Consider the following 13,464-nt stretch of genomic DNA (forward strand, 5'->3'; position numbering starts at 1 on the left):
AGTGAGCCCTTTGAACACAATTCAGAGAGCTGATTTCTAATAACGTAAATAATTAGAAAGACTACAGAGAGCAGCTAGAACCCACATGAGATGAGGTCTTAGACGCAATAGGAAAAATTCTTAGAAACAGGTGAGAACCATGAAAAGCGTGAAAAGAGTCACATTTGAATGCTACGTAAAAAAAAGCTGAAGATAGGGTAGCTGCATAATAACCAGAGGACCATTAGCAGCTATCTTATTTACGAAGAAATCCCTTAAAAGCCAGAGCGAACCTCTGCACTTTTCTGAGGCGATTGAGCTTGTAAGAAAGGCAGTAGCAGCAAGCCAATAACGGCCGCACAAGTCGAGATGGTAATGAAGAACCCACTCCAGCCATAAGTTTCTAGAACGAGCGCTAATGGGTAGCCAGAAAGTGCAGCACCCATATAGGCAAATAAGCCAACAAAGCCTGTCGCAGCTCCTGCGGAGTCTTTATGTGAGCATTCCGCGGCAGCCATACCTATTAGCATTTGAGGGCCAAACACAAAAAAGCCTACACAAAACAGCCCAGCCGCTTGAAACACAAAGTTGGTTAGAGGCATAAGCCATAAAGCGGATACTGAGAGGAAGATACCAATCGCGAACAGGATATTCATGGGACCACGGTTACCACCAAACAGCCTATCCGATCCCCATCCAGCAACAAGTGAACCAACGAAACCGCCAATCTCAAACAGAGACAACGCAGCGTTGGCGTTTATCAAACTATAATCGTGCTCTTCGGTGAGATATAAATTGCCCCAGTCGTTAACTGCCGTTCTTACGATGTAAACCAACACATAGCTAAAGGCGAGCAGCCAAATGTACTTATTGCTGAACACATAGGTTTTCAGGATCTCTCGATAGCTTAACCCTTGCCCATGGCTCTCTTGCGCCAATTCTAGATGGTCATTGCGCCACTTCCCTACCGTCGGAAGCCCCATGGTCGTGGGCTTATCACGTAAGCGCCAACAGACGATAAGACCAATAAAAACACCAATCACACCCGGCCATATAAACCCAGATCGCCAACTGTATTGGAGAGTTAGATAGCCGACGAGAATAGGAATCAATGCCCCACCAACGTTGTGTGCTGTATTCCATATAGCCCAGCGAAAGCCTCTTTCGGAGCGAGAATACCAGGTCGTCAATAACTTGGAACACGATGGCCAGCCCCAACCTTGGAACCATGCATTAAGCACCCAAAGCGATATAAAAGCAGCCAACGAACTAGAAAAACCAAACGCGATATTGATCAAGCCTGTCGCGATTAGGCCGAGCCCCATGAAGTAACGCGGGTTCGACCGATCCGATATGGTGCCTGAAATAAACTTAGATAAGCCGTAAGAAAGATAAAAGAGCGTGCCAATCAAGCCGATATCGCCTTTGTCTAAGCCAAGATCGGTGATCATGGCTGGCGCGGCATAATTAAAGGTTTTACGAGTGAAGTAAAAACCTGCATAGCCGACATACATTCCTATCATGATGTGAAGACGCCAATAACGATAACGCTGATTGACCTCATCATCGCTTAGAGTATGACTTTTTGACGTTGTTGAGCGCAGAAATCCAAACATATTCGTTCTCACACTTTAGGTAATGTAACGCTGATATTAGTACCCGAAGAAGAGTCATTAGCGTTGATTGCCATCTTGCCACCGAGCGCCTGAACACGCTCTTGCATACCACGAACACCCATTCCTTTGAGAAGATCCTGCGCTGTAAAACCAACACCATTGTCTGTAATTCGAAGATAAGCTTGATCATCTAGAATCAGTTCTATTCTAATTTCACTTGCTTCAGCATATTTGTGGGCATTGTTTAAAGACTCTTGGCACAGTCGGAAGAGAGTAACCTTGAGCGTGTCACTCAAACATGAGTAGTCACCGTGCCAATTTAGCTGGATATCAACGCCGTGATCTGAAAACTCCATTTCCCGTATGAGCTGTTCAACGGAGTCCTTCAGGTCAAGGTCGTCCAACATTTTTGGTCTTAGCTTTGTTAGCAAACGCTTGGTGGTGTCATAAACATTCAACGACAATGATTCAATCGTACCAGCACAGCGAACGCTCATTTCAGCCGCATCGACACGTTTGATAATGCTCGCTTGAGTCCGAATTGCCGTGATGTTCTGGCCTATCTCATCATGTAACTCACGGGCAATATCACGACGAACCGATTCTTCAGCCGTGATTAGCTGACGGGAAAGGTTTTGATTCCTAGAGAGCTCACTGCGTAATTTCGAGTTGAGATCTTTTTGTTTTTGAACAGCTAAACCAAGCAAAATACCTGTGATGGTCTGAGCGGAAAGAGACAAGAGTAAATCAGTAATTTCGAGTTTGGACGTGCCACTGTGGGCTGCAATCAACGCGACGCTATTTAGCAGGGTAGCGAGCAAGGCGCCTTGCCATCCATAACGAACGGCGAGCAAGATAATAGGGATAGCCATACAGAACGGGGCGAAGCGCCTTAGCTCATCTGGCAAACTGGTTTGTATCAAAATACTGACGACCAACAAGAGGCTGTATAAAGCGATGTGACGGATTTTGAACTCAATGACATTGTTGATTAAGTAAGAGCTCAGTGGCGCCCACTTGTTTTGGAATAGGTAATTCCATACCAGATAACACATCGGCACTAACATCAAACCACCTGTGGTGCTCACCAACCACACCATGTAAACAGCCGGAACATGAGAACTGACCGCGGCAACATTGATGAGTGCTGTGACCATGATTAAGCTCGCCATCACCAACAAGTGACGATTCAGGTCACCAGAATAATAACGTTTGGCAATTAGAGTGGCTGGAATACTTAGTCCACTGGCGATTAGTATCGTCAGCCATTGAGGTTCATCAAGTAGGAGAGCTAGGGCAATCGCGAGCCCCCACTCTGCAATATAGATAGCAGGCCAATAGTGAGTGCGAGTGTGCAGCGTCATTCCTAACCGGAGTGAGAATGGGAAAAGCAGAATGGCTAACTCAGGGTCATTAATGAAATAGAAGGCAATAACCCATAAACAGAACCATGCACAGCCAGCCATAAAAACCCCGCATAAGGAGGTGGCTAGATAAGAACGCATTAGTACTGGTCTTGAGCGAACAATTTAGCTAACTCAACGTTGTTCTTAACATTGAGTTTGTCCATGGCATTGGCACGGTGCACATGTACCGTTTTATGGCTAACCCCTAACTCGACAGCAATAGATTTCACGTCGAGCCCTGTCGCCAATAACTGGCACACTTCGCTTTCCCTGCGGGTGAGCTGATTTAACGAGGCTTTATTCTTCATTGGTGTCGCAAGTTTTATGGCGATATCTGGCGTAAGGTAGCAGCCGCCATTTGCGCTCGTGTGTACGGCCTGAATTAACTCATCAGGGCTACAGCGTTTACTGAGATAACCTTTAGCTCCTAACTCTAATGACTTTTCAACCATCGCCGGAGAGTCATGTACGCTCAACATAATACTAGCAATGCCAGATGGAATCTCTTCCAATAAGCTCAGGCCACTTTCATCTTGCATTGAAATATCCAAGATAACGACATCAGGGTGACAACTTGGCAGTCCGAGGCGCGCTTCTGCCGCAGAGTTAAACTCCCCCACGACCGTTATATCAGTTTCAAGACTGAGTAATTGAGCGAAGCCAGATCGAACAATGACGTGGTCATCAACAAGCGCAACATTAATCATGATATTAACCAAAATTAAGAGTGAGAAAGAAAAATAGCCCCAACAGGAGCTATCTAAAATTAAGTTTATTGGTAGAGATGATACTGAATCGAACTAACGATTGGTATGATCTCACGTGCTTTAAACCAATAAAGCACGTGAAACTATCTACCCGAAACTCTCTTTGCGAGAACAAGTACTCAGACAAGCTACGCGTTTTGAGCCGCTAGGTGCATCTTCTTCGCGTGACGAATCTTCTTCTCTTCCGCAATAGCAACGAACAACAGTAAAACAATACAAATGGCAGCAGAAGTATCGAGTGCTGCAAATGTCCCTTTCCAACCTGTTAAGCCGAAAATAGGCGTTCCGTCTGCAATCATGCCTAGGCCAAGTTTGGCAAAACTGTCACCAATTAGGTAAGCAAATGTGCCTTTCACGCCATCAGCCACACTGATTGCTTTCTTAGGAACAAAACCTACCGCAGCAACACCAATCAACAGTTGAGGACCGAATACTAGGAAGCCAAGTACGAATAGTGATGCTAGGTACATGAACTCGCTCGTTGCATGCTGATAAAACTCTAGAGATACAATAATCAGTCCAAGCGATACACAAGCAACTAAAGCACGACGTCCGTTAGCAAGGTCTGATAAATAACCCCACATTAATGTACCGACCAGAGCGCCAACTTCAAACAGAGTAAAGCCTGAAATAGCCGTTTCTTTTGATAGACCTAACTCTTGATACGCATAAACGGTAGACCATTGATCGATACCGATACGAACAATGTACAAAAAGATATTCGCGAAGCAGAGTAACCAGATCACTTTGTTTTTAAGGATATATTCAACAAAGATCTCTTTCTTAGTCATTTGATTTTCTTCAGCAATAGTATCTTCTTCGCTGATTTCTTCGTCAAACAACTCTTCAACTGTACCTAAACCGTATGCTTCTGGAGAGTCGTTACCAAAACGCATCCCAATAAAACCAACCACAATCGCGATGATCGATGGGAACACGAACATACCAATTACGTTGCCATCAAAAAAGTAGTTAGCGCCAAACAGCGCTACACCAGCAGCACCTGCACCACCTACGTTGTGTGACATGTTCCAAAGACCTAAATACGACCCACGCTTATTACGAGGCGTCCATTTAGTAATAGTCGAATAACTTGAAGGACCACCGGTACTTTGAAAGAAACCACTCAATGCGTAGAAGGCAACCATCATGAATAAGCTAGCGCTGCCTCCACCCAAGCTGAAGCTAAAGCCCAACATGGCAAGGCCAGATAGGATAAGCATGAATGGCAGGAACTGCTTGGTGTTTTTGCCATCCGCGTAGTAGGAAACAACCGTTTTACCAATACCATAAGTAATTGAAAAGCCAAGACCAATAAGACCTAGATCGGTCATTGATAATCCATAAGTAGAAATCATGTCGTTTTGCGCGACATTGAAGTTCTTACGGATTAAATACATGGTCAAATAGCCAATGAATACGACTAGGTACGATTGTAGGAATGGTTTAAACCACATTTTTCTTCTAGTTTCGACCGGAAGATCCAGCGTCGGTTTTCTAACCTGATCTAGGAACTTTAACATTGTGAACTCTCTTATTATTGATGAGGTCTGCACGGAACATTACTGACCATGCACTCTTTGCAATTCGATGATGAAATAATAAGGAGTCTAAAAAGCGACCGCATGAGAGAGGGTCTTAGAATAACTAGGAAAAATTCTTAGTTCAGAATTGGGAGTCAAGAAAGCGTGAACAGCATCACTTTATTTAAAATGTGTTATGCCGTGAAGAGGTATTGGAAAGGTGTCGTTAGTTAAGATATTTGGTAGGTGCCCCAAGCAAACTAAACATCGATTGTATTGAGCAGTTTATTGAAATCTAAAGTGGCTAATAAAAGCCACATTAGATTCGCTTTACGGTATCGTAACCTAAACGATAGATAATAGAGTTTAATTATTCTTAGACACATCCAACTTATTCAGCAACGACGGAAAACCCCAACCGTTCTCGCCTTCGACCACAGGTTCTCCGGTCAAATACTCAAACAGCGTTGGCGCTAAAGATCCGTTGGCTTCAATTTTTAATGGTAATGAGTTCTCACCAATTGGCGCTCCCCAGAATCCGATAAAGGCATCTTTTTCTAAGTAATCCTCACCAGCATGACGGCCCGGTACCTTGGTGTTGTAGCCAATTCCCGCTTTAGGGAACAAGTTAACCGTGCCAGCCCTATCTTCAAGGTAGATATTAGCCAGTTGATTCACTGAATCTGGTCGAGGTGTTGGTTGCGTCAATGAAGTCCACTCAGCACTGCTACACCACGTTGTCACATCCGCCTTAACCGCTCGGTTAATACACTTTTCTACTAATTGAGAGTACTGTGAAAAATCAGCTTCGCTTGGTGATGCTAGGTATGGATTTAACCTTTGCGTATTGAGTAAAATCGGCGCTCGGTTGTCTTCCAATGACTCATAGAAAAGCTTGTCACCTTCACGTGTGATCAATTCATCGACCCGTTTTAAATCACGGTTGCCAATCACACGAACAGTGCAACGTTGTTGATCACATGTACTTTCTCTTACGACCATATAATCAAGACTTTCAGGCAAGCGTTGCGCTATCTGATTGATGATGTCGATATTCTGACCAACTGTCGCAGCAATCGGAGACCACTGCGTGAGTTCTTGGTAAACCGGCTGAACCTGCCACCCTTGAGCCGAATTAAAGAAATCCATCATGAAGTTACCACCAGCCGTCGAGGCGACCACCACATCCAATTCCTTCGAACTTGGGTAGCTTAGCGCATTGGTGATTTTAGGCCCTTCCCCCTCGTCTGAAGATATCTTCTTAACCACAATTGGATACGCTAGCTCTGCTTGTAAGCCTTCAAATACCTGCTTTTCTGGATTGAGCGCGTAGAACACCGGCGTTAAACCATGATCCCCTGCCATCCCCCATAGCGTTTTATCGTAAACGCCTGCACTACGGTAAGTCGCTTCAATCTGGCGAATCCAATAGTCCAGTCGATTGAGCTCTCCGGTCGGCATCAGAATTTCGTCACTAAAAGGACCGGTAAAGTGCGCGAAGTGATCCGGCCATGGGTTATACACCAAGGTGTAGTCTGGCATCCCTTTTCCATCTAACTCGGCAAACTGAGTGATAGACTGTTTAACCAGAGCTCTCTTTGAAAACTTAGTGAAAAAATCAAAGCCAGATATAGTCTGATACGCTTCAATATCTTCAATCAAGGCTTGACGCTTTTCTTGCAAAACCACTTCGACTTCTGAACGTTCTTGAAGCTCTTTAACGCAGCGTTTCTCACCATAATCACGTAGTGACTCACCCAAACCTAGGTTTACTAACCCATCGTAAGTAGTGTGAGCATTCCAATCATATTGAGCGTTGCAGTTCAGCGTTTTTAGGTAATCAAGGCGATCAAACATGGTTTGTACCTTATTGTCTGCCATCAACACATCTAACTGCAGGGCATCATTACCAAAGAAGTAATACGCTCGGTCGATCTCTCGGTCGACAAAGTGGAAATTAGGGATACCCGTTCCACCGTTACCAGACACTTTTGCACCCGTTTTGATGATAGGTAGGTTACGTACGCTGATTGTGGGAGTTGAAGAGATACCCACTCGGCTAATATTGTCTCGATGCTCTTGATAGAGCTTTTTGAAGAACGGAAGATAATTCGGATCACGATAGGTTTGTTCAGACAGAACTTCCATGAAACTCACTTGTTGTTGATGCTCAGGCTCAATCACCGTTTCTAACTGAGGTTTGTATTGCGCTCGGTTTTTATGGTTCTGATAAGCCACCGAAATGAAAGGTGAATCTTCATCGACCAACCCCTCAATCAACCCTTGCTGTAAACCATCGACCGTCACTTGGACCGCAAAACGTTTTTGCTGTTGGGATTCTAAGAATTGAATGAGCGCATCAGGCTGGTCACTGAACGCTTGTTGCATCCAATCATCGAGCGCTTCTGCACGTTCTTCTTTAAACACAAATTGTCGATAAGCTTTAAGCAAGTTTAAGCGCACAAAATCAATGAGAGTGATGGTAAGAGCTTGTGCTTTGTTATTCGGCTTATCAGCGTTTTCTGGTTTGCCATCTTCTGCAATCGCCAGCATTGCAGACTTCATATCGCCGTCATCCATTCCCAATGCCGCTTTACCGATCAAATCAACGATGATCGGTTGAATCTGAGCGATGATCGCTAGATCTTCAGGGCTATTGGTTAAGTATGTGTAATTCGCAGGGAGCGTGTCCATATCCTGCCAGACACCAATTTCGAATAACGCATCGTAGATAACCACCATGTTGGCAATGAACTGTTCATCGATACGAATACCTTCATGATGTCCCGTTGCTTCAGTCGAGGTATCTGGCTCGTGATGCTCTGAGGTTGGCTTATCTCCAACATGATAGAGGCTATGTTCAAAGCCCTTTAGCGCCTGCTTATCATAAACCGTCGACAAGTAAGATTTGAACACATCTTCACTGCCCAAGCCTGAATAGCGGTCGTAATAACTATAGAGAAAATAACCCAAAGGAATTGAGTACGTCGGGTTAGATAACTGAGCAACGACTCTGGCTTTTGTTTTGACATCTAAAGGGAGAGCGAGAATATACGCATCTAATGTAACGCCACCAATGGTGAAAAGAGCTGCATCACGAGTGAGTTTGGCAGAATAACTTAGGCTTGAAAGCACCTGATTTTTCAACACTTCACTGGAGCTAAACACGCCACCAATGACGGGCGTTGTTGATATATCAGCGGCACTCGGAGCTGATGCAAGCGCCAACGATAAGGCACTGAATAAACTGGCGTAACTGCGAACGTGAGAATAAGAGCTCATCAAATTTCCTTTAGATCAACACACTTCTATAAATGCAGCGTATTGTTTCAGTTTGCATTTATTAGTCAACCTATGAAAACGTTTGTTTTCTGATTCGAAGAGCTCGAATACTCTTACAATCGCTTACCGCTACCGTCTTCCCACATCACTTCGCATTCGTCTTTAATGGCCGCTTTCAATAGTTCAACTAACGGGAAAGCTCGGCTACCGATATTAACAGGCGCTTCAACAACCTCTTCATTATCGTCATCGGTATTTTCTTGTTCTACCTGCTTGCTCTGCTCAGCGGCGATCGCAGCACGCAAATTACTTAACGCTTGAGAAACCTCTGAAGCATCAATTGCTCCTGGAATAGTGCCACTATGCCCAAGCATCTTAATGAACTGAAGACCGACTTCACCAAACATCGTGACGCTAGCATGAGCTTTGCAACTAAAGGTAATTAACATTATGAGCCTCTATCAAATTTAGGTATCTATAAACATTAGCTATCTACAAACTATGTTGAGTAACGTATTGGAAAGCAAGTAGATAATAGCCAAGTAACTTCCTGCAACTAGAACCGTGATTGTTTCACTAACGGATACATCTGCACCGTTAGTGACGCGCATCACTATTTATTATGAGTCACTCATCATTTAAATATGAAACCTTGATAGTAGTCACACTAAAAAGGTCACTAACACTCTGCTATGACTTTTATTTCATCTACTATTAACATCAATCATCAAAATCTTTGGCACAAATCACATGAAAAGGCTCGTCGGCAGACACCTAGAAGAAATGGCGGACATACGATCCACTCGCAAGCAAAAAATTGTCCACTCCTTTTCACTGGCTGCCGCTGCGTTATTCACATTCTACACTTGGGCTTACTTCCAAGGTCAGCATTACACTCTGTCAATTTTCGAACTGTGTTTTGCACTTATCGCTATCTCCAATGCATTTTACGTGAAAAAAGTCACTGCCGCTGAGTATTCAGAATTGATTCTAAGTGGTGTTCTGCTCGTTCAAGGAGTCATCCTATTCTTGTACAGTCACGCCATTCCCGAGCGGACACTCTGGCTCTACCCGATTTTGGCTGCCGTCATTTTCATAAACGATTTCAGAATTGGCATTATATTCAGTACCTCATTTTGTGTATTTATCAGCACCTTGATTACAGCTATGCCTAGCAGCTTTTCTTTACCTTTTAGCAGCTCACACCGGTTTATTCTTAGCTTATTTACAATGAGCTTGGTATGTCACACATCAGCTTATTACTACACAAAAGCCGTCAGTTATATTCAACGCCTATATAAAGAGGGGATTGAAGATCTGGCCTATAGAGACCAACTAACAGGCTTGGCAAACCGTTGGAGCTTTGAACGCTGGGCGACAGAAAAACTTGCGACAGTGGATAGTGAACGCTCACTGACTGCATTAGTTTTTTTGGACATAGATGACTTCAAAGGCATTAATGATAGCTACGGGCACGACGTCGGAGACAGTGTTTTGCAGCATTTTGCGAATCGTTTAAGCAACAACATCCGAACCAGAGACAGGGTAAGTCATGAATACGATTATTCGATTGCGCGCTTTGCTGGAGATGAGTTTGTTTTGATGCTCTACGATGTACCAACTCGCAAAGATCTAGACGGTATTTTAGATCGGATTTGTGGGCTATTCGAAAGTGGTTGCCAGACAAACGAGAGAATCAAGGAATTGACACTCAGTGTTGGGGTTTCGTTGTACCCGCAAGATGCTCAAGAATTACATGAGCTGACGAGATGTGCTGATAAAGCGATGTATGTTGCCAAACATTCAGGAAAAAATCGATACGCTTATTATCACGATAATCCCGTATCGACCTTGATAGAAGAGCTACCAACGAACCTCCCCTTCTCAGAATCGGAATCATCTGAGCTTGAAGGTTGTCTTGAAGCGAAGGTCGAAGGGAGCAATGTTACGTTATTAAAAACGCGTCCACGCTAGCCTGCCATATACATGGCCCATAAACTCACTAAGCCAATAACAATAATCCAAACGACTTGTCGTACTAAATTTCGATTTTCGTTCTTAGATTTAGCAACGGTTTTAAAAGCGGCTTGCTTAGCCGAGTGTATAAAAGGCCCATCTGCCTGGTGCTTTCTAACACGGCGCTTAACCGCTTTATTCGCAACCTCTGTAAAACGCTGACCTTGCTCCGTTGTAAAATCGTTATCAAAGCCCATCCGACCTTGCCTTTCGCCATGTTTTTGCTGTACTGCCATAGCGGCCTCCTTGGCGGTCTGCTCTCTATTCAAGTATAGACATAATTTCATATTCTTACCTGTTCAAAATTTTCGAATAAGTCACTCAACACTGTGCCATCTTCTTTTTAAATCAAATTACATAAACTACAGCTATTCAAGTTTATGAGGATTTCAAAATGACGAGTGTAAGAGCAGTAGATCATGTGATTGCAGCACACGCTACCTCCGATGGTGACGGCGTAAAAATACAAAGACTCGCTGGTTTCAATAACACGCGTTTCTCTCCATTTTTAATGATTGATGAACTTAAGTCGGATGAAAGCAAAGATTATGTTGGCGGCTTTCCTCCACATCCTCACCGTGGGATAGAAACGCTCACTTACATGCTGCAAGGTCACTTCCAGCACAAAGACCACATGGGGAATGTTGGAGAGCTTCGCAGCGGTGGTGCACAGTGGATGGCCGCGGGTCGTGGTGTGATTCACAGCGAAATGCCAATGATGGAAGAAGGTGCACTGCATGGATTTCAGATTTGGATAAACCAACCTGCAACACACAAGATGCTGCTAGCTCAGTATCACGATTTCCAAAATGAAAGCGTTACAGAGCACCAAAGTGAGCAAAGTGGTTTATTGAGAGTTATTGCGGGTGGATTCGAACTGCATAACCTAGCTGACCATGATGTAGAGGCTTTACGAACGCAAGGCCCACTGCAACAAACTGGTGTGCCGTTAAGCGTAGCGGATTGGCGATCTCATTCTGGGCAAAAAATAACATTAGGGACAAATGTTAATCACAATGCCATGACTTACGTGTACCGAGGCAGTATTAAGATCGGTGATAAAGTCATCAACCAAGGTCAACTTGCGTTACTCACTAAAGCTGACTTGCTGTCTTTGAGTAGTTTAGAAGATTCAGGTGTACTGATTTTTTCTGGTGAGCCGATTAATGAACCTGTTGTGCACTATGGTCCGTTTGTCATGAACTCGATGGAAGAAATTGAACAGACGATTCAGGACTTCAACAATGGCGTTTTTGAGACTTACTAATTGACGACGTCTTTGCGCTTTTAGCTTTGAATTGAAGTTAAAGATTGAAGAGATTTTGCAACGAACAACAATTTGGTCATCCATTTGATGACTGTAAAAACAAGTGACACTATCCACTGCCGGTTATTATCACTTATTTAACCACGCTCCTAGAGCGTGGTTTTTTTCTATTAAGCCATAGATAAACGATACTCTGGTTGAACGAACTCAGGCCTTCCTACAAGTATTCACACAGGTAAGCTGTCGCTTCTTTAACCTGTAAATCGAATGAAGAGTCACCCGCAACGTCAAAAGACTCACCAGATTGGAATGTAGTCCAATCGTCATCGCCAACACGCTTTACAATTAAAGCACCTTTAACAACAGTCATCTTTTCCGGAGCTGCAGTACCGAATGTGTATTCACCAGCGGCCATCACACCAACACTCACATCAGCACCAGACTGGTTAAACGCTAACGACTTAACACCGCCTTCAAAGTATGTATTTTCTTTAATCATTGTACTTCCTTGTTATCTCAAAATTGCATTACTAGGCTCAACGAATAAGCCTATGCGTAAATTTAGGTGCTAATTGTTTTAACCAATTCGAGACTGTCCTACAAGAAATAAATGAATATAGCTTAGGATCTGTTGACCTTTCGAAGTTAAATTTCGTTCGAGATGAAATCATTTTAGGCGTGGCATTGGGTATACAACCTAATCATTCTAAGTAAATATTCCTTAACAAAGCATGAAGACTGAATGTGTGGGTAAAAAATCACTGAGGCAGTTTGATTCAAAAGAACATTCGATCCTGCTTCTAACTCTTATAAGAACCTTTGCAACCTATCGTTTTATTTTATAGAATCATCACCAGTATGAGTAACTAAAATGAAGAGATAATGGCTAAAAATACCACGAAAAGCAGCGATATATTGGCCAATTCGTTACTCTACGCCTTCTTAATGGCTGGCTTTATGATTGCCCTCTCCGTCGGCTATTTTGGCTACCAAGCCTACCAAAAATCTGTAAGCCCAAGTAACGTCCATGGCACATGGATCGAGATTGGTGCTCCACCTTACAAAACAGATATTCTTACACTTTCCGATGATGGTGTGATGATGAACTATCGTTTCATCAGTACCTCGTTTGATTTTGATGGTAACGATGTCACGATCAATACAGGTTCAGGCCCAACGATTTATACCATTAGCGGTACCTACAATTCACCTCGTTTAAAGCGGCTAGTGCCGAACACACCATCCAAACAATTCATAAAAGAAGGGTATGAAGATACTGTAGCGGGTGAGACTCAAGGACTCATGCAGCAACGACGCTCAGTATTAGCTGAACAATTCAAAAAATAATACTTTCAACAGCGCTTTGTTTAGTAACCCCTCTTACATCAATACTACCTGCCCCTTACAAGCACCGGTATGACGAGCTTAAGATTGTGATGCCGCTTCAGTTTGCGATATTTAATAATAGCTTACCGCACTTTTTCATAACTTCATGTCGTGTAATTTCACTTATGAGACTTTCCTTCTGAGTGCGGTTTATTTTATAAAACATGGACTCAGCCTCTCATTCATTAAGCAACAGAATTGTAACAAGATACAATTTTTTAG

The 13,464-nt window shown here is 43.4% G+C and carries 11 protein-coding genes; 3 read left to right on the plus strand and 8 right to left on the minus strand.

Annotated elements, in window-relative coordinates; all coding sequences use genetic code 11:
• Nucleotides 1-254: 254 nt before the first annotated feature.
• The 6 genes from AB4513_RS19880 to AB4513_RS19905 all read right to left on the minus strand — a co-directional run bounded on the left by AB4513_RS19880 (nucleotide 255) and on the right by AB4513_RS19905 (nucleotide 9,022).
• On the minus strand, nucleotides 255-1,595 hold the full coding sequence (locus tag AB4513_RS19880) for an MFS transporter (RefSeq protein WP_009846134.1): 1,341 nt from the start codon (nucleotides 1,593-1,595) through the stop codon (nucleotides 255-257).
• A gap of 8 nt (nucleotides 1,596-1,603) precedes the next feature.
• Nucleotides 1,604-3,100: a signal transduction histidine-protein kinase/phosphatase UhpB gene (uhpB, locus tag AB4513_RS19885; RefSeq protein ID WP_032499231.1), complete on the minus strand. Its 1,497-nt coding sequence runs from the start codon at nucleotides 3,098-3,100 to the stop codon at nucleotides 1,604-1,606.
• Nucleotides 3,100-3,708, minus strand: a complete 609-nt coding sequence (uhpA, locus tag AB4513_RS19890; protein ID WP_009846132.1) for a transcriptional regulator UhpA — start codon at nucleotides 3,706-3,708, stop codon at nucleotides 3,100-3,102. Before uhpA ends, uhpB begins: the two co-directional genes overlap by 1 nt.
• A gap of 188 nt (nucleotides 3,709-3,896) precedes the next feature.
• Nucleotides 3,897-5,291: a hexose-6-phosphate:phosphate antiporter gene (uhpT, locus tag AB4513_RS19895; RefSeq protein ID WP_009846131.1), complete on the minus strand. Its 1,395-nt coding sequence runs from the start codon at nucleotides 5,289-5,291 to the stop codon at nucleotides 3,897-3,899.
• A 366-nt stretch (nucleotides 5,292-5,657) separates the two neighbouring features.
• Complete coding sequence (locus AB4513_RS19900; RefSeq protein WP_102257669.1) at nucleotides 5,658-8,573, minus strand: alkaline phosphatase family protein; 2,916 nt, start codon at nucleotides 8,571-8,573, stop codon at nucleotides 5,658-5,660.
• 113 nt (nucleotides 8,574-8,686) lie between these two features.
• On the minus strand, nucleotides 8,687-9,022 hold the full coding sequence (locus AB4513_RS19905) for a DUF1840 domain-containing protein (RefSeq protein WP_017100906.1): 336 nt from the start codon (nucleotides 9,020-9,022) through the stop codon (nucleotides 8,687-8,689).
• Between the two features lie 334 nt (nucleotides 9,023-9,356).
• Between AB4513_RS19905 and AB4513_RS19910 the strand changes: the two genes are divergently transcribed.
• Nucleotides 9,357-10,547: a GGDEF domain-containing protein gene (locus AB4513_RS19910; protein WP_102257705.1), complete on the plus strand. Its 1,191-nt coding sequence runs from the start codon at nucleotides 9,357-9,359 to the stop codon at nucleotides 10,545-10,547.
• Here the strand turns inward: AB4513_RS19910 and AB4513_RS19915 are convergent.
• Nucleotides 10,544-10,825 carry a hypothetical protein gene (locus AB4513_RS19915; RefSeq protein WP_009846127.1) on the minus strand — a complete coding sequence of 94 codons (282 nt, stop codon included), beginning with the start codon at nucleotides 10,823-10,825 and terminating at the stop codon, nucleotides 10,544-10,546. The two genes, AB4513_RS19910 and AB4513_RS19915, sit on opposite strands and share 4 nt — an antisense overlap.
• Nucleotides 10,826-10,983: 158 nt before the next feature.
• Here AB4513_RS19915 and AB4513_RS19920 point away from each other — a divergent pair, with 158 nt between their 5' ends.
• On the plus strand, nucleotides 10,984-11,856 hold the full coding sequence (locus tag AB4513_RS19920) for a pirin family protein (protein WP_102257670.1): 873 nt from the start codon (nucleotides 10,984-10,986) through the stop codon (nucleotides 11,854-11,856).
• Between the two features lie 217 nt (nucleotides 11,857-12,073).
• On the opposite strand, the gene AB4513_RS19925 is transcribed toward AB4513_RS19920, so the two are convergent.
• Nucleotides 12,074-12,355, minus strand: a complete 282-nt coding sequence (locus AB4513_RS19925) for a pyrimidine/purine nucleoside phosphorylase (protein ID WP_009846125.1) — start codon at nucleotides 12,353-12,355, stop codon at nucleotides 12,074-12,076.
• A 383-nt stretch (nucleotides 12,356-12,738) separates the two neighbouring features.
• On the opposite strand from AB4513_RS19925, the gene AB4513_RS19930 reads away from it, so the two are divergent.
• Entirely contained in the window at nucleotides 12,739-13,203 is a 465-nt protein-coding gene (locus tag AB4513_RS19930) for a DUF2850 domain-containing protein (RefSeq protein WP_065679371.1), read from the plus strand.
• The last annotated feature ends 261 nt before the right edge of the window (nucleotides 13,204-13,464 follow it).

It is taken from the genome of Vibrio sp. 10N.222.54.E6, from assembly GCF_041473955.1.
GTDB classification, from domain to species: domain Bacteria; phylum Pseudomonadota; class Gammaproteobacteria; order Enterobacterales; family Vibrionaceae; genus Vibrio; species Vibrio tasmaniensis_A.

Bases quoted from the DNA above. Each gene is read 5' to 3' on its own strand.
- AB4513_RS19880 (WP_009846134.1), bottom strand. From the start codon at position 1,595: ATGTTTGGATTTCTGCGCTCAACAACGTCAAAAAGTCATACTCTAAGC.
- uhpB (WP_032499231.1), bottom strand. From the start codon at position 3,100: ATGCGTTCTTATCTAGCCACCTCCTTATGCGGGGTTTTTATGGCTGGC.
- uhpA (WP_009846132.1), bottom strand. From the start codon at position 3,708: ATGATTAATGTTGCGCTTGTTGATGACCACGTCATTGTTCGATCTGGC.
- uhpT (WP_009846131.1), bottom strand. From the start codon at position 5,291: ATGTTAAAGTTCCTAGATCAGGTTAGAAAACCGACGCTGGATCTTCCG.
- AB4513_RS19900 (WP_102257669.1), bottom strand. From the start codon at position 8,573: ATGAGCTCTTATTCTCACGTTCGCAGTTACGCCAGTTTATTCAGTGCC.
- AB4513_RS19905 (WP_017100906.1), bottom strand. From the start codon at position 9,022: ATGTTAATTACCTTTAGTTGCAAAGCTCATGCTAGCGTCACGATGTTT.
- AB4513_RS19910 (WP_102257705.1), top strand. From the start codon at position 9,357: ATGGCGGACATACGATCCACTCGCAAGCAAAAAATTGTCCACTCCTTT.
- AB4513_RS19915 (WP_009846127.1), bottom strand. From the start codon at position 10,825: ATGGCAGTACAGCAAAAACATGGCGAAAGGCAAGGTCGGATGGGCTTT.
- AB4513_RS19920 (WP_102257670.1), top strand. From the start codon at position 10,984: ATGACGAGTGTAAGAGCAGTAGATCATGTGATTGCAGCACACGCTACC.
- AB4513_RS19925 (WP_009846125.1), bottom strand. From the start codon at position 12,355: ATGATTAAAGAAAATACATACTTTGAAGGCGGTGTTAAGTCGTTAGCG.
- AB4513_RS19930 (WP_065679371.1), top strand. From the start codon at position 12,739: ATGGCTAAAAATACCACGAAAAGCAGCGATATATTGGCCAATTCGTTA.